The 16,216-nt window shown below is 65.0% G+C and carries 17 protein-coding genes; 13 read left to right on the forward strand and 4 right to left on the reverse strand.

The window, feature by feature from the left end:
• The first annotated feature begins 206 nt into the window (after positions 1–206).
• Positions 207–500: a twin-arginine translocation signal domain-containing protein gene (locus tag CWS35_RS20885; protein WP_024578618.1), complete on the forward strand. Its 294-nt coding sequence runs from the start codon at positions 207–209 to the stop codon at positions 498–500.
• A 67-nt stretch (positions 501–567) separates the two neighbouring features.
• Positions 568–813 carry a GCG_CRPN prefix-to-repeats domain-containing protein gene (locus CWS35_RS20890; protein WP_024578619.1) on the forward strand — a complete coding sequence of 82 codons (246 nt, stop codon included), beginning with the start codon at positions 568–570 and terminating at the stop codon, positions 811–813.
• 100 nt (positions 814–913) lie between these two features.
• Here the strand turns inward: CWS35_RS20890 and CWS35_RS20895 are convergent, their stop codons facing one another.
• Positions 914–1,162, reverse strand: coding sequence for a GCG_CRPN prefix-to-repeats domain-containing protein (locus CWS35_RS20895; RefSeq protein ID WP_080890895.1), 249 nt, complete (start codon positions 1,160–1,162; stop codon positions 914–916).
• A gap of 304 nt (positions 1,163–1,466) precedes the next feature.
• Positions 1,467–2,162: a helix-turn-helix transcriptional regulator gene (locus CWS35_RS20905; protein ID WP_024578621.1), complete on the reverse strand. Its 696-nt coding sequence runs from the start codon at positions 2,160–2,162 to the stop codon at positions 1,467–1,469.
• 198 nt (positions 2,163–2,360) lie between these two features.
• On the opposite strand from CWS35_RS20905, the gene CWS35_RS20910 reads away from it, so the two are divergent.
• Genes CWS35_RS20910 through CWS35_RS20920 form a run of 3 tightly spaced genes read left to right on the forward strand, consistent with a single transcriptional unit; the run spans position 2,361 to position 3,923 of the window.
• Positions 2,361–2,669: an NIPSNAP family protein gene (locus CWS35_RS20910; RefSeq protein ID WP_024578622.1), complete on the forward strand. Its 309-nt coding sequence runs from the start codon at positions 2,361–2,363 to the stop codon at positions 2,667–2,669.
• 31 nt (positions 2,670–2,700) lie between these two features.
• Complete coding sequence (locus CWS35_RS20915; RefSeq protein ID WP_024578623.1) at positions 2,701–3,048, forward strand: antibiotic biosynthesis monooxygenase; 348 nt, start codon at positions 2,701–2,703, stop codon at positions 3,046–3,048.
• 56 nt (positions 3,049–3,104) lie between these two features.
• A complete protein-coding gene (locus CWS35_RS20920) occupies positions 3,105–3,923 on the forward strand; it encodes an oxaloacetate decarboxylase (RefSeq protein WP_100953481.1) in 819 nt (272 codons plus the stop codon).
• A 69-nt stretch (positions 3,924–3,992) separates the two neighbouring features.
• On the opposite strand, the gene CWS35_RS20925 is transcribed toward CWS35_RS20920, so the two are convergent.
• A complete protein-coding gene (locus tag CWS35_RS20925) occupies positions 3,993–4,421 on the reverse strand; it encodes a hypothetical protein (protein WP_024578625.1) in 429 nt (142 codons plus the stop codon).
• Between the two features lie 142 nt (positions 4,422–4,563).
• Here CWS35_RS20925 and CWS35_RS20930 point away from each other — a divergent pair, with 142 nt between their 5' ends.
• A complete protein-coding gene (locus CWS35_RS20930; protein ID WP_024578626.1) occupies positions 4,564–5,205 on the forward strand; it encodes a trimeric intracellular cation channel family protein in 642 nt (213 codons plus the stop codon).
• Positions 5,206–5,250: 45 nt separating this feature from the next.
• Here CWS35_RS20930 and CWS35_RS20935 read toward each other — a convergent pair whose 3' ends face one another.
• Positions 5,251–6,477: a cytochrome c gene (locus tag CWS35_RS20935; RefSeq protein ID WP_100953483.1), complete on the reverse strand. Its 1,227-nt coding sequence runs from the start codon at positions 6,475–6,477 to the stop codon at positions 5,251–5,253.
• Between the two features lie 234 nt (positions 6,478–6,711).
• Here CWS35_RS20935 and CWS35_RS20940 point away from each other — a divergent pair, with 234 nt between their 5' ends.
• The 7 genes from CWS35_RS20940 to CWS35_RS20970 all read left to right on the forward strand — a co-directional run bounded on the left by CWS35_RS20940 (position 6,712) and on the right by CWS35_RS20970 (position 16,050).
• Positions 6,712–10,206, forward strand: coding sequence for an indolepyruvate ferredoxin oxidoreductase family protein (locus CWS35_RS20940; RefSeq protein ID WP_100953485.1), 3,495 nt, complete (start codon positions 6,712–6,714; stop codon positions 10,204–10,206).
• Positions 10,207–10,550: 344 nt separating this feature from the next.
• Positions 10,551–11,708 (forward strand): thiolase domain-containing protein, encoded by a 1,158-nt coding sequence (locus tag CWS35_RS20945; protein WP_024578629.1) that lies wholly within the window; start codon positions 10,551–10,553, stop codon positions 11,706–11,708.
• Positions 11,708–12,097 (forward strand): Zn-ribbon domain-containing OB-fold protein, encoded by a 390-nt coding sequence (locus CWS35_RS20950; RefSeq protein WP_021080623.1) that lies wholly within the window; start codon positions 11,708–11,710, stop codon positions 12,095–12,097. Before CWS35_RS20945 ends, CWS35_RS20950 begins: the two co-directional genes overlap by 1 nt.
• A 206-nt stretch (positions 12,098–12,303) precedes the next feature.
• Complete coding sequence (locus tag CWS35_RS20955) at positions 12,304–13,164, forward strand: MaoC family dehydratase (RefSeq protein WP_024578630.1); 861 nt, start codon at positions 12,304–12,306, stop codon at positions 13,162–13,164.
• A gap of 184 nt (positions 13,165–13,348) precedes the next feature.
• Positions 13,349–14,227, forward strand: a complete 879-nt coding sequence (locus CWS35_RS20960; RefSeq protein WP_024578631.1) for an SDR family oxidoreductase — start codon at positions 13,349–13,351, stop codon at positions 14,225–14,227.
• 66 nt (positions 14,228–14,293) lie between these two features.
• Positions 14,294–15,250, forward strand: a complete 957-nt coding sequence (locus CWS35_RS20965; protein ID WP_100953487.1) for a dihydrodipicolinate synthase family protein — start codon at positions 14,294–14,296, stop codon at positions 15,248–15,250.
• A complete protein-coding gene (locus CWS35_RS20970; RefSeq protein WP_100956556.1) occupies positions 15,250–16,050 on the forward strand; it encodes an NUDIX hydrolase in 801 nt (266 codons plus the stop codon). Before CWS35_RS20965 ends, CWS35_RS20970 begins: the two co-directional genes overlap by 1 nt.
• Positions 16,051–16,216 lie beyond the last annotated feature (166 nt).

Below are 16,216 nucleotides of genomic sequence, written 5' to 3' on the forward strand. Positions count from 1 at the left end.
GACACATCAGCGGAATCGGCATGACGGCCACGATGCGGCGGCGTGATCGTTGTGCGACGCCACCACCGCGAATGTGAGCAACGATCCATCGGGTTCCATGAAACGTGATCGCGCGGTTCAGCAAGCGTTCAGGTCGCCGCGCAAAAGCTTGCGATGCAGTTGGTCCAACCCAGCAACGTCCAACTCAGCAACAAAGGGAAACTCTCATGGAACGCAGGGACTTTCTGAAGATGGCATTCGGTGTCGCCGCCGGTGTCGCGACGCTCGCTGTGACTGCACAGGCGGCGCCGCTCGCGCCGCTTCCGCTGAGCCAGGATACGCCGGCGTCAGCGAACAGCGATGCACATCCGGCCGTCACCACGAGGGACGAGGTCGATCATCTCAAGCCCGAGCAGGTGCACTGGCATCATGGCCATCGGCGTTGGCATCATCATCGCCACTGGCACCGCAGGCATTGGCACCGCCGTCACTGGCGCCATCATCACCGTCGCCGCTGGTGATTGAACCGCTGGATGTTTGAGCGAGACTTATTTGAAGGGGCGATGGTTTCAACGGCGAGGACTGCTCATGAAGATCATTGCTGCTTCCGTGCTGGCGCTCGGCCTCGGCCTGGTGGCGATATCCGCCTCCCAGGCCATGCCGGTGGCGTCGCTCGACCAGGCCCAGGCCGCCTCCGACAACACCATTCGCGTTGCCGGCGGCTGCGGTCCGGGTTGGCACCGCGGTCCCTATGGCGGTTGCCGTCCGATGTATAATTGTCCGCTCGGCTGGCATTCGGGTCCGTTCGGTCGCCACTGCTTCCGCAACTGGTAGGATCATGATCGCGGTCCGGCACGCACGCTGCCGCGATCATCGCGTCACAAAAGAAAAACCCCGCGCGAGGCGGGGTTTTGTTTGATCGTCTCTGCCGCGATCAGATCGGGCGGCAACGGCCGTAGCGCCAGGCAAAGCCGTAAGGGCAGGCGCGGCCACGCGGCACCACCACGACCGGCGGGCGCACAACGACGGGACCCGGAGCGACGACGACGGGGCCGCGGTTCCTGACGCAGCCGCCATAGGGGCCGCGATGCCAGCCGGGGCCACAGCCACCAGCCGCGTCAGCGGCGCTGATTCCGGCGAATGCGGTCGTCACCAAAACTGCTGCTGCAAAAAGATACTTCATAGTCTCTCCTCTTTTTTGGGCCGCGCTGCGGCACCGCAACAAACATTTACCTACCGATTCGCCCGGGCAGATCATTGCAGAAGCCGCGCCCGCTGTCGCCGAACTTAGTGTTGCCCGCTGAATGCGACATGAACGCCGCGTGCTCTGCCTGCGTCAGTGCGCCGCAAGCAAAGCGCAGCATCAATTCGAAACATTTCTGAAACGCAACGGCGCGGAGCGATGAGGGCACCGAATGTATCGGAGAGCGAGACAAGCGAAATCGCGTACTCGCGAATGATCTCGCCGACCGCTTGAATACGCGATCTTACTCGGCAGCACCAAACAGTGCTGCGAACCGCTTCTCGCCGTTGCGGGAGAAATTGACCACGCGGCTGCCCGGCGCCGCGTCGCGCGCGGCCCATTTCAATTCGGTGAAGCGGTCCATCATCGCGGCGCCGAGCGTGCCGGCGAGATGGTGCCGCCGCTCGCTCCAGTCGAGGCAGGCCTTGCATACCGGACGACGCGGATGGGTCAGCGCGTCGGCGTCGATCTGCAATTGCTCGGCCATGAAACGCTTGCCTTCGCCGGTGAGCTCGATCGCCTGCTTGCTCTGTCGCACCAGCTTCTGCCGCTTCATGCTGTCGAGCATCTGCACGCCGAGATCGCCGGCGAGATGGTCGTAGCAGATCCGGGCGCGGCGCAGCGCCGGATCCTTCGGCCCGGTGCGCACCCGCATATGGCCGGCGCGGGCGGCGATGCCCTGGAGGCCTTCCAGCACGTCGGCGACGTCGGGATCGCTGAGGCGATAATAGCGGTGGCGGCCCTGCTTCTCGGGTTCGATCAGCCCGCCGGCCTCGAGCTTGGCGAGATGCGAGCTTGCCGTCTGCGGCGTGATGCCGGCCTCTTGCGCCAGCTCGCTCGCCGTCAGCGCGCGGCCGGTCATCAGCGCGGTCAGCATGTTGCAGCGTGCGGGATCGCCGACCAGGGCGGCGATCCGGGAGATGTCGGGTCCTGCTTTCATAGTTCGATGATAGCCGAAGCATTGCGGTCGGACAAGCGGGTAGTGTGCTTCCACCTCGTCATTGCGAGGAGCCAACGGGTCGCGCGAACGCGCGCCCGATGACAGGCTCCGCGACGAAGCAATCCACCCCTCCGCATGCGCGGTGCGATGGATTGCTTCGCTGTCGCTCGCGATGACGGAACCAGCAGGAGTTCGTCAATGACCATCACCGTCTTCATCCGCTACCAGCTCGATCCGTTCAAGCGCGCGCTGTTCGAGGAGTATGCGCGGAACTGGCTCTCGATCATCCCGCGCTGCGGCGGCAATCTGCTCGGCTACTGGATGCCGCATGAAGGCACCAACAACATCGCGTCGGCGCTGATCTCGTTCGAGAGCCTCGCCGCCTACGAGGCCTATCGCGCGCGGTTGCGCCAGGACAGTGAGGGCATGGCGAACTTCAACTTCGCGGAGCAAAACCGCTTCATCCTCGCCGAGGAGCGGACATTTCTGCGCAAGGTCGAGCTATAGTGGCGCACCACATCAGCACGCGGAGGCGCCCATGATCGCCGTGATCTTCGAAGTCTGGCCGAAGCCGGAACACCGCCAGCAATATTTCGACCTCGCCGCCGAGCTGAAGCCGATCCTCCAGGAGATCGATGGCTTCATCTCGGTCGAGCGGTTCGAGAGCATCACCGAAAAAGGCAAGTTCGTGTCGCTGTCGTTCTTCCGCGACGAGGCTGCGGTCGAAGCCTGGCGCAACACGATCGAGCATCGCCGCACCCAGGCCAAGGGCCGCGCGCGGATTTTTGACGACTACCGCCTGCGCGTTGCCAGCGTGATGCGCGACTACGGTTTAAACGAACGCGAGCAGGCGCCAAAAGACAGTCGCGCGGTGCACGAGCACTAGCAGCACGAATGGTGCGTGCCTATCTCTGCGCGGCCAACGATCACAGGGAGCGACCAATGCCACTGCCAACTGCTGACAAACGCACAGCCTTCAAGAAGCTGCACGAGAGCGGATGCTTCATCATTCCGAACCCGTTCGATGTCGGCAGCGCCCGCGCATTGCAACATCTCGGCTTCAAGGCGCTGGCCTCGACCAGCGCGGGTTTTGCCTGGACCATCGGCAAGGCCGACAACCGCGTCACCGTCGATGACGTCTGCGATCACCTGACCGCGCTGTGCGCGGCGGTCGATATTCCCGTCAACGCGGACTTCGAGGGCGGCTTCGCGGTTGAGCCGGAGAAGGTTGCGGCCAATGTCGCGCGTGGCGTCAAGACCGGCGTCGCCGGGCTCTCGATCGAGGACTCCACCGGTGATGCGGCCAATGTGCTGTTCGAGCACAAGCTCGCGGTCGAGCGCATCAAGGCGGCGCGCAAGGCGATCGACGCGGACAACAGCGGCGTGCTGCTGACCGGCCGCTGCGAGGCGTTCCTGTGGGGCAAGAAGGACCTCAACCTGGTGATCGAGCGGCTGCAAGCCTATTCGGAAGCCGGAGCAGACGTCCTGTACGCGCCGGGCATCGCGACCAAGGAGGAGATTTCGGCGGTCGTGAAGGCAGTGGCGCCGAAGCCGGTCAATCTCCTGATCGGCGGCGCCTCCGAACTGACGCTGCAAGCGGTCGGCGACCTCGGCGTGCGCCGGATCAGCGTCGGCGGAGCGCTGGCGCGGATGGCGTGGAGCGGCGTCATGAAGGCGGCCAAGGAGATGGCGGAGAAGGGCACCTTCAGCGAATTCGCCAACGGCTATCCCGGCGGCGAGCTCAACAAGATGTTCAAATAGACTTCACACCAAAAAGAAGCGGCGAGCCATTTGGGCTCGCCGCTTGCGCCTGGTCAGTGTCGTTGCGTCTTACTTCGCGTTGTCGGCCGGCGGGGCCGCCGGCTTGTTCATGTCCGACTTGTTGATATCAGACGGAGGGCTGGCCGGTTGCGCCGGCGCCGCGCCCGTGGTCATGCCGGGCTGGCTGTTCGGCTTCGGCGTCACGTCGCGCATGCCCGGAGGCGGCGCGGCCGGATTGGCCGATGTCTGCTGCGCGGTCTGGGTCGGCGGTGTGGTCCCAGCCTGATTGACCGACGTGTTGTTCAACCCATAGAACAGCGCGCCCAGCACCACGGCCACCGCAACCGCGAACATCGCGACCTTGGTACCGCTGGCCGGTCCCTCCTGGAGTTCCGGATCCGGCTGCAACTCGTTGTCCAGGCTGTTGAAGCGCGCCTGACGGCGGATTTCGTCATCGGTCGGGTTGGCGCGATACGGATCGTCAGGGTTGTAAGCCATTGCAAGGTTCCTCCGTTAGCACCCCAAAGCTAAACGCGGGGGACAATGGCTGGCGCGTGAGGATGTTCCGCGCCAATGTTGCAACCTGTTCATGCAGGAACCGCGATTCCCAGCGGTTCCGAACCTCCATGAGGCCCTTTCAATGTGGACCATGCCGCCCACCGATTCGGTGCTGCACGTGCTCTCGTTCATCGCGGTTGCGGCGCAGTCGATGACGGCGGCGCTGGCGGCCGGCCGGCGCAGCATGGATTGGGCGGGCGTCTGCATGCTGGGCGCAATCACCGCGCTCGGCGGCGGCACCATCCGCGACGTGCTGCTCGGGCATTATCCGCTGCTCTGGGTCGCGCAGCCGATCTACCTCGCGGTCGCTGCCGCCGGCGCCTTCGCCACCATCCTGCTGGCGCGGCTGGTTCACCGGCTCAATCTCGCCTTCCTGGTGCTCGATGCGATCGGGCTCGTGGTGTTCACCATGGCCGGCTGCGACGTGGCCTGGCAGGTCGACGCCTCGCTGCCGATCGTGATCGTCTCCGGCATGATCACCGGCTGCGCCGGCGGCGTGCTGCGCGACATCCTCTGCAACGAGGTGCCGCTGTTGTTCCGTAGCGAGCTCTACGCCAGCGTCTCCGTGGTGACGGGACTGTTCTATGCCACCGCCTTCGGGCTGAACCTCAACCCGCCGATCTGGACCCTGCTGACCTTCGCGCTCGGCCTGAGCTTCCGGATGCTGGCGATCCGCTACAAATGGGAGATGCCGAAATTCGTGTTCAGCGGCGAGGAGCGTTGAACCGTCATTTTGCCGTCCGCACCTTCACTTCGCTGCGCGGGGCCCTCACTTCGCTGCGCGCGCTTTGGCAACCTCGTCCGCCGTCACGGCCGGCGCGGCGTTGCCCCAGGAATTGCGGATATAGGTCGCGACATCGGCGACCTCCTGATCGCTGAGCTTGGGATAGGCCGGCATCGAGCCTGAGTTGGGCGCGCGCGGCGTGGTCACGGTCTGCGCCCCGTCGAGGATGATGCGCAGCGTGCTCGCAGGATTGACCGATTGCAGATTGGCGTTGCCGGGCAGCGGCGGATAGATCCGTGGTGCGCCCGAGCCGTCGAGCTCATGGCAGGCGACACAGGCGCCGCGATAGATCCGCTCGCCGTCGCCCATCTGCGCGGGCGAGGGCGGCGTGACCTCGGGCTCCGGTGCGCCGGCGGGCAGGCTCTTCAGATAGACCGCGATCGCGCGCACGTCGGCGTCGCTCATCTGCGAGGTCGAGTTGACCACCACCTCCGACATCAGCGGGCCGGCGTGGCTATGGCCGTTGCGGCCGCTCTGGAGGTATTCGGCGATATCGTCAGCGCTCCAGGACTTGAGCCCGCTGCGCGCCGCGCCGTCGAGCCTGGGCGCGAACATGCCCTGGATCATGCTGCCTGCGAACGGCTGGTCGCGTTTGTCGGCGCCGAACGCGTTCTTCGGCGTGTGGCAGGCGCCGCAATGGGCGAGGGCCTCGACGAGGTAGCGGCCGCGATTCCAGTCCGCAGCCTTGCCCTGGTCCGGCTGGATGATCCCCGGTGTGAAGAACAGCGCATTCCAGGCCCGCATCAGCCCGCGATAGTCGAGTGGCCAGCGCAACTCCGGCGGTGGCGTCTTGTTGCTGACCGGCGCCAGCGTCGCGAGATAGGCACGGATCGCAAGGATGTCGTCGCGGATCAGCTTCGCGAAATAAGGGTAGGGGAACGCGGGATAATAATGCGTCCCGTCAGGCGAGACGCCGCTGCGCAGCGCACGGACGAAATCGTCATCGCTCCAGCCGCCGATGCCGGTATCGCGGTCGGGGGTCAGGTTCGGCGAGAACACCGCGCCGAACGGGGTGTCGATCCGCTTGCCCCCGGCGAACGGTTTTGCCGGGTCGGCCGTGTGGCAACTCGCGCAGTCGCCGGCGATGGTGAGCGCCTTGCCGCGGGCGATGATGTCGTCGGTCGTCGCGGCGGCGCATTCGCCGGCCGTGAACGCACTGCACAACAGCGCGACAGCCAGAATCGCACGCGTCGTCCGATGTCGTCGCCGCATCCAATCACCTTCCGGTCCACAAGACGCGTTACGCCATTTCGCCGCGGGCCTGTCCTGCGACAGAAACCGAAACGGGCCTGCAATATTCCCGGCACGAAATTGCGATTTTTGAGCGGCCGGCCTTGCCGCCCAGAATTGTGTCGCGTGGGCCGGAAAATCCGACATAGACTGGTTCTAACAAGCGCGGATGACTAGCTAAAATGCAGTCGTCGCGACCAGCGAAAAGAGGGCTAAATGGGAATCAACCAAGGGCCTATCAGCCTCGACCAGAAATACACCCAGGGCACCGGCCATGTCTTCATGACCGGCATCCAGGCGCTGGTCCGCCTGCCGATGGCGCAGATCAGGCGTGACCGCGCCGCAGGCCTCAACACGGCAGGCTTCATCTCCGGCTATCGCGGTTCCCCCCTCGGCGGCTACGACCAGCAGCTGTTCGCCGCCCGCAAGCACCTCGAACAATACAACATCAAATTCCAACCCGGCGTGAACGAGGATCTCGCGGCCACCGCGATCTGGGGCTCGCAGCAGCTCGCGTTGTCGCCCGGCGCCAAATATGATGGCGCGGTCGGCATCTGGTACGGCAAGGGCCCCGGCGTCGATCGCTGCGGTGACGTGTTCCGCCACGGCAATGCCGCGGGCTCCGCCAAGAACGGCGGCGTGCTCTGCCTCGCCGGCGACGACCATGGCGCAAAGTCTTCCACCGTCCCGCATCAGTCCGACCACGCCTTCATCTCTGCGCTGATGCCCTATCTCTACCCCTCCAGCATCCATGAAATGATCGAGATGGGCCTCCTGGGGATCGCGATGTCGCGCTACTCGGGTTGCTGGGTCGGCATGAAGGTGATCACCGAGACGGTCGAGACCACGGCCGAAATCGACCTCACCGACGAGATGACACCCTTCATCATCCCGACCGATTTCGAATTGCCGCCGGGCGGCCTCAACATCCGCTGGCCCGACGACCGCTTCGAGCAGGACCGGCGGTTGCAGGACTACAAGGGCTTCGCCGCGATCGCGTTTGCCCGCGCCAACAAGGTCAACCGCATCACCATGGATTCGCCGAACGCGCGCTACGGCATCATGGCGTCCGGTAAGAGCTATGAGGACATCCGCCAGGCGCTGCGTGAGCTCGGCATCACGCCCGAGATCGCAGCCAAGATCGGCATCCGGCTCTACAAGATCGGCATGCCCTGGCCGCTGGAGCCGGAAGGCGTGCGCAACTTCGCCGTCGGCCTCGAGGAGATCTTCATCGTCGAGGAGCGCCGCGAGATCGTCGAGAACCAGGTCAAGCAGGAGCTGTTCAATTGGCGCGACGACGTGCGCCCGCGCATCGTCGGCAAGATGGACGATCACGACAAGCGCTTCCTGACCTTCGCTGCCGAGCTCAGCGTCGCCTCGCTGGCGAGCTCGCTCACCGAACGGCTGCTTCGACTTAATCTCAATCCCGAAATCGCCGAGATGCTGCGCGCCAAGGCAGACTGGTTCAACGGCCGCCAGTCGACCCAGATGCAGGCGACCGCACCAGTCAGCCGCACGCCGTATTTCTGCTCGGGCTGCCCGCACAACACCTCGACCAAGGTGCCGGAAGGCAGCCGCGCGCTGGCCGGCATCGGCTGCCACTTCATGGCGCTGTGGATGAACCGCTCGACCGAGACCTTCACCCATATGGGCGGCGAGGGCGTGCCGTGGGTCGGCGTCGCGCCGTTCACCAATGAGAACCACATCTTCGCCAATCTCGGCGACGGCACCTATTTCCATTCCGGCATTCTCGCGATCCGCCAGGCGATCGCCTCCAAGGCCAACATCACCTACAAGATCCTCTACAACGACGCGGTCGCGATGACCGGTGGCCAGCGTCACGACGGCGACCTGTCGCCCCAGCAGATCACCTTCCAGCTTCATGCCGAGGGCATTCGCGAGATCTACCTGGTCTCGGAAAATCCCGACGCCTATCCGGCCGATACCATCGCGCCCGGCGTCAAGCTGTTCCACCGCGACGAGCTGGAGAACGTCCAGAAGATGTGCCGCGACACCAAGGGCACCTCGGCGATCGTGTTCGTGCAGACCTGCGCGGCCGAGAAGCGCCGCCGCCGCAAGCGCGGCCTGATGGAGGATCCGGCGCGTCGCGTGCTGATCAACCCGGCGGTCTGCGAAGGCTGCGGCGACTGTTCGGTGCAGTCGAACTGTATCTCGGTCGAGCCGCTGGAGACGGAGCTGGGGCGCAAGCGCGCCATCAACCAGTCGACCTGCAACAAGGACTATTCCTGCGTGAAGGGTTTCTGCCCGTCCTTCGTCACGGTCGACGGCGGCACCCTCAAGCGCCGCGCACGCACCGAACTCGGCGATATCGGCGCTCTGCCGGAGCCGGCAGCGAAGCCTGCGCTGGATCGGCCCTACAACATCGCGGTCGGTGGCGTCGGCGGCACCGGCGTGCTGACGATCGGCGCGCTGCTCGGGATGGCCGCGCATATCGAGGGCAAGGCCTCGATGATCCTCGACATGTCCGGCCTTGCGCAGAAGGGCGGCGCGGTGCTCAGCCACGTGCGGCTCTCCGAGCATACGGCAGACGTGACCTGCTCGCGTATCGTGACCGGCACCGCCGATCTGGTGCTCGCGGCCGACGAGGTCGTGGCGGTCTCGAAGGACACCATTACGCTCTGCGATGCCAGCCGCACCGTCGGCATCATCAACAGCCACATCATCCCGACCGCGGATTTCATCCTCAATCGCGACTTCAACTTCCAGACCCGCAAGGTCAACAGCGTGCTGGAGACGGAGCTGCGCAAGGACTCCGCGTTCTTCGACTTCACCAAGCCGGCTGAAGCGCTGCTCGGTGACTCCATCGCCACCAACATCATGATGCTGGGCTTTGCCTATCAGCGCGGGCTGCTGCCGCTGTCGGCGGAATCGATCCAGCAGGCGATCGAGGTCAATGGCGTCTCGATCAAGATGAACACGCAGGCGTTCCAGCTCGGACGTCTGGCCGCGGCAGATCCGGCGCGGCTCGCTGCGATGATGAAGGGGCAGGACGACGACGCAGCCCCGGTCAAGTCGCTGGACGCGATGTCGCTCGACGAGATCATCACCCATCGCATGGGTCTGCTGACCGACTATCAGAACGGCCGGTTGGCCAGGCGTTACCGCAAGCTGGTCGATCAGGTGCGCGACGCCGCCATCAAGGGCGGCTATGGCGAGGCGCTGCCGCGCGCGGTCGCGATCAACTACGCCAGGCTGCTCGCCTACAAGGACGAGTATGAGGTGGCGCGGCTGTTCACCGACGGCCGCTTCGAGAAGCAGCTGCGCGACCAGTTCGAGGGCGACTTCAAGTTCAACTTCAATCTGGCGCCGCCGATCCTCGGCGGAGGGCTCGACGCCCAGGGCCGTCCGAAGAAGCGCGCCTTCGGTTCGTGGATGATGTCGGCCTTCAGGGTGATGGCGCGGCTCCGCTTCGTGCGCGGAACGCCGCTCGACATCTTCGGCTACAACGCCGACCGCAAGCTCGAGCGCGACCTGATCGCGGGCTACGAGAAGGATGTGGCAACCGTGTTGAGCCTGCTGTCGCCGCTCAATCACGACATCGCGGTCGAACTGCTGTCGCTGCCCGAGCGCATCCGCGGCTACGGCCCGGTGAAGGAGAAGGCGGTCAACGAGGCAAAGGTTCGCTATACGCAACTCGCCGCCGACCTCGCCAACCCGCCGCCGGCGCCGCGGCAGATGGCGGCGGAGTAGAGCGCCACATAGTAGATGTTGTCCCGGGCAAGCGAAGCGCGACCCGGGACCCATAACCACAGGGGTGTCCTGTTGCATTAAGCTGTGGCCTCAGCGTCGCGCAGCAGCAAACAGCGGTGGTTATGGGTCCCGGCCTTCGCCGGGACGACACTTGTCTTATGGCAAATGCTGTGCGCTCCACGCGCTACGATTCAGTGACACCGACCCGATACGATTGCGGTCTATAATCGTATCGGGTCGCGTTCTTCACCACGGTCTCGCCTGACGGAATATTTCCGCGCTTGCCAAGGTCGCGTCGCCGGTTCAGAAAAACGCTGGAGCGAAAAACGCCAGCGGAGAGCGATTTGACCATCAAGGGCAAGGCCTACATTGCCGGGATCTACGAGCATCCCACCCGGCATGCACCCGATAAATCAACAGCACAGCTTCACGCCGAGGTCGCCAAGGGCGCGATCGAGGATGCCGGGCTCACCAAGGACGATATCGACGGCTATTTCTGCGCCGGCGATGCGCCGGGCGGGCTGTGGCCGATGGTCGACTATCTCGGTTTCAACACCAAGAAGCTGCGTCACGTCGACTCCACCGAGACCGGTGGCTGTTCCTATCTGATCCATCTCGGCCACGCCGCCGAGGCGATCGCCGCCGGCAAGTGCTCGGTCGCGCTGGTCACGCTGGCGGGCAAGCCGCGCACCGGCCCGATGGCGCCGCGCGCCTCCGGCGCCGAGGCCGATTTCGAATTGGCTTACGGGGCTACCACGCACAATGCCTATGGCATGTGTGCCATGCGCCATATGCACGACTACGGCACCACCTCCGAGCAGCTCGCCTGGATCAAGGTCGCGGCCTCGCATCACGCGCAATACAATCCGCATGCGATGCTGAAGGAGGTCGTCACCGTCGAGGACGTGCTGAACTCGCCGATGATCTCGGATCCGCTGCGCCGGATGGATTGCTGCGTCGTCACCGACGGCGGCGGCGCGATGATCGTCACGACGCCGGAGATCGCCAAGAGCCTGAAGAAGCCGCTGGTGCGGCTGATCGGCCATGGCGAGGCGGCGAAGGGGCCGCGCGGCGGCAAGGATCTCGACCTGACCTATTCCGCCGGCGTGTGGTCCGGCCCGCGCGCCTTCGAAGAGGCGGGCGTGACGCCGAAAGACATCAAGTACGCCTCGATCTATGACAGCTTCACCATAACGGTGCTGATGCAGCTCGAGGACCTCGGCTTCTGCAAGAAGGGCGAGGGCGGCAAGTTCGTCGCCGACGGCAATCTGATCTCGGGGGTCGGCAAGCTGCCGTTCAACACCGATGGCGGCGGCCTGTGCAGCAACCATCCCGTCAATCGCGGCGGCATGACCAAGATCCTCGAGGCCGTCCGCCAGTTGCGCGGCGAGGCGCATCCGAAGGTGCAGGTGAAGAACTGCGACCTCGCGATCGCCCACGGCACCGGCGGCCTGCTCGGCGTTCGCCACGCCGCCTCAACCTGTATTCTGGAGCGTGCGTGATGTCTGAAGCCAAGAAGTACAATGCCCCGGTGACCAATCCGGAGACCGCGCCGTTCTGGGAAGCGGCGAAGGCAGGCAAGTTCATGATCAAGCGCTGCACCACCTGCGGCGAGGCGCACTACTTCCCGCGCGCGATCTGCCCGTTCTGCTTCTCCGACAAGACGGTGTGGGAAGAGTCGAGCGGCGAGGCCACGGTCTATACTTACAGCCTGATGCGGAAGTCGCCGACCGGTCCCTACGCGATCGCCTATGTGACGCTGAAGGAAGGTCCGTCGCTGCAGACCAACATCGTCGATTGCGATCTGGAGACGGTGAAGATCGGCCAGAAGGTGAAGGTGGTGTGGAAGCCGACCGACGGCGCCCCGCTGCCGTTCTTCACGCCGGCCTGAAAAGTACCTTCCCCCTTGCGGGGGAAGGTGGCAGCCGAAGGCTGCCGGAAGAGGGGTGTCTCTCCACGGGAGAGCTGCATCTGCGGAGGCAACCCCTCTCCCAAACAAGTTTGCGTTTGAAGCCGGTGTAGCCCTCTCCCGCAGGGGGAGAGGGCGCAGCAACAGGCAGCGGCGAAGAAAGAACAGAGTTCGGGGAGAAAACAACAATGCCAATCGTGTACGAACAGCTGATGGCCCTGAAAAATCTCGGCCAGAAGTACAGCTACGGCGACCGCGACGTGATGCTCTATGCCTATGGCATCGGGCTCGGCGCCGATCCGATGGACGAGAAGGAGCTGGCCTTCGTCAACGAGGGCGTGCTGACGCCGCGTCCGCTCAAGGTGGTGCCGACGTTCGCGTCGGTCGCGGCCTGGGGCGCCGGTCCCGGGGAAATGAACCTCAACCGCGTGATGGTGGTCGACGGCGAGCGCGACATCACCTTCCACAAGCCGTTCGCGACCGCGGCCCACATCACGGCCGACTCGACCGTGCTCGACGTGTTCGACAAGGGCAAGGACAAGGGCGCGGTGATCCGTCACCAGACCGTGCTGAAGGACGAGAAGGGCGACAAGCTCGCCACCCTCGTCGCCTCGCGCTTCGCCCGCGGCGATGGCGGCTTCGGCGGCCCGTCCGACGGCCAACCCGAGCCGCACAAGGTGCCGGAGCGGGCGCCGGACAAGGTGGTCGACATCACGACGCGGCCCGACCAGGCGCTGATCTACCGGCTGTGCGGCGACCGCAACCCGCTGCATTCTGACCCGGAATTCGCCAAGAAGGCCGGCTTCCCGCGGCCGATCCTGCACGGCATGTGCACCTACGGCATCACCTGCCGCGGCGTGTTGCAGACCTATGCCGACTACGATCCCTCTGCCTTCAAGCAGCATGCGGCACGGTTCTCCTCGCCGGTGTTTCCCGGCGAGACCGTGACGATGGAGCTGTGGAAGGACGGCAACGTGGTGTCGTTCGAGGCCAAGGTGAAATCGCGCGGCGTCACCGTGATCAAGAGCGGCAGGACGGTGCTGGCGTAGCCACATCCGACGGCCGTCGACTCCCTCGCCCCACTCTTGCGGGGAAGAGGGTGGGGTGAGGGGCTCTCACCGCCAGTCGTGACAGTGGTGAGACCGGTACCCCCTCACCCGGATCGCAAAGGCGATCCGACCTCTCTCCGCAAGCGAGGAGAGGTGAAGAAGAAACAACAACGGAGAAACGACCATGGGATTACTCGACGGCAAGGTGGCGCTGATCACGGGCGCGGGCGGCGGACTGGGTGAGGCCTACGCAAAGCTGTTCGCGCGCGAGGGCGCGGCCGTGGTGGTCAACGATCTCGGCGGGCCGCGCGACGGCTCGGGCTCCGACAAGTCGATGGCCGACAAGGTGGTCGACGCGATCAAGGCCGAGGGCGGCCGCGCCGTCGCCAACGGCGCCGACATCTCGACCCTGGCCGGCGGCCAGTCGGTGTTCGACGATGCCATCAAGCATTTCGGCCGCGCCGACATCCTGGTCAACAATGCCGGCATCCTGCTCGACGAGACCTTCCACAAGGCCAAGGAAGCCAATTGGGACAGGGTGATGAAGGTGCATCTGAAGGGCACCTTCTGCTGCACCCAGCCGGTGTTCAAATGGATGCGCGACAATGGCGGTGGCGTCATCGTCAACACCTCGTCGACCTCGGGCCTGATCGGCAATTTCGGCCAGACCAATTACGGCGCGGCGAAGGGCGGCATCTGGGGTCTCTCCAACGTGCTGGCGATCGAGGGCCGCAAATACAACATCCGGATCTGGACGCTGGCGCCGGGTGCCTTGACCCGCATGACCGCGGACCTGCCGCGCTACAAGGAGAACCCGGGTGCGGCGCTCGGGCCGGACGGCATCGCGCCGGCGGTGCTCTACATGGTCAGCGACCTCTCTGGCGACCAGACCGGCAAGGTGCTCGGCGTCTCGGGCCCGCGTGGCGTCCGCGAGATGCGGATGATGGAAATGGAGGGCTGGAAGCCGCCTTTCACCGGCTGGAAGGCCGAGGACATCGCCACCCACGCCAAGGACATCTTCTTCTCCGAGGAGCAGATCAAGATGGGCGCGCGGCGGTTCTGACCCCATGCTATAGGGGCCGGGGTGGTGCCGGATGGCCCGCCCCGGATACCCAATGAGGACCCCATTATGAAACTCACCGCCCAGGCCGCAGGAACCTTTGCGATCGCGCCGACCCCGTTCCACGACGACGGCCGCATCGACGAAGCATCGATCGACCGGCTGACCGATTTCTACGCCGAGGTCGGCTGCGACGGCGTCACGGTGCTGGGCATTCTCGGTGAGGCGCCGAAGCTCGATGCTGCCGAGGCGGAGCAGGTCGCGCTGCGCTTCGTCAAGCGGGCGAAGAAGCTGCAGGTGATCGTCGGCGTCTCGGCGCCGGGCTTCGCCACGATGCGCTCGCTGGCCAGGAAGTCGATGGATGCGGGCGCCGCCGGCGTCATGATCGCGCCGCCACCGCACCTGCGCACCGACGACCAGATCACAGGCTATTTCAAGCAGGCGCAGGAAGCTGTTGGAGACGACATTCCCTGGGTGTTGCAGGACTATCCGCTGACCTTGACCGTCCAGTTCACGCCCGCCGTGATCCGCAAGATCGTGATGGATTCGCCGTCCTGCGTGATGCTCAAGCACGAGGACTGGCCGGGCCTGGAGAAGATCTCGACCTTGCGCAACTTCCAGAAGGACGGCTCGCTGCGGCCACTGTCGATCCTGGTCGGCAATGGCGGCCTGTTCCTCGATTTCGAGATGGAGCGCGGCGCCGACGGCGCGATGACTGGCTATGCCTTCCCTGAGCTCCTGATCGATGTCGTCAATCTGTCGAAGGCGGGAAAACGCGATGCGGCGCACGATCTGTTCGACGCGCATCTGCCGCTGATCCGCTATGAGCAGCAGCCCGGCGTCGGTCTCACGGTGCGCAAATACGTGCTGCAGAAGCGCGGCATCATCTCTTCCAGCGCCCAGCGCAAGCCGGGTGCCGTGATCACGCCGCAGGCGAGGGCCGAGGTCGACTATCTGCTGTCGCGCGTGGCACGCGTCGACCGCCGCGCCCATCTGCAACCGCAATCCAGTGCAGCAGGTCAATGATGACCGAAATCGTTGCTCCGCGCCTAGCCTCGACCGTGCTGCTGCTGCGTGATGGAACGCCGTCGCGCGAAATCGAAGTCTTCATGATGGTCCGCCATCACCAGATCGAGTTCAACTCGGGCGCGCTGGTGTTTCCCGGTGGCAGCGTCGACAAGAACGACAAGGAGATCGCCGCCAATCCCGCGCTCTGTTCGGGCGGGGCAGGGCTCGACGGCGACGCGCTGGGTTTCCGGATCGCGGCGATCCGCGAGACGTTCGAGGAGAGCGGCATCCTGCTGGCGCGACCGGCCGGATCGAAGGATCTGGTCGAGGCGAAGCATGCGAACGAGATCGCGACCGCGCATCGTGCGGCGCTGAACGAAGGCAAGATCAGCTTCCTCAAGGTGCTGACCGACAACGGCATGGTGCTCGCGCTCGACGAGCTCGTGCCCTACGCGCACTGGATCACCCCCGAAGGCATGCCGAAGCGCTTCGACACCTGGTTCTTCCTGGCCGCCGCGCCGCCCGAACAGCTCGGTGCCCATGACGGCAAGGAATCGACCGACTCGATCTGGGTCTCGACACGCGAGGCGCTCGAGGGCGGCGAGAGCGGCCGCTTCAAGCTGCCGTTCCCGACCACGCGCAATCTGATCCGGCTCGGCAAGCAGCCGAATGTCGGAGCCGCGCTGAGCGACGCCAGGAAGATGTCGATCGTAACCGTGACCCCCGTCATGACCAAGACCGCCACCGGCCGCCAGCTCCGCATCCCCAAGGAGGCCGGCTACGACGGCGAGGTGTTCGACGTCGGCGCGATGGGGTAGAGCCGTCGTTCGTCCCGTCATCCTGAGGTGCGCGCTCTCGCGCGCCTCGAAGGATCGACGGGCACCAGCCGGGCCATGCATCCTTCGAGACGCTTGCTTCGTAAGCTCCTCAGGATGACGGCTCACTCTTTTCACACTTCGGTCAGCACCGAAATATCATCGGCAA

Origin of the sequence: Bradyrhizobium sp. SK17, from assembly GCF_002831585.1 — a bacterium.
GTDB lineage: Bacteria > Pseudomonadota > Alphaproteobacteria > Rhizobiales > Xanthobacteraceae > Bradyrhizobium.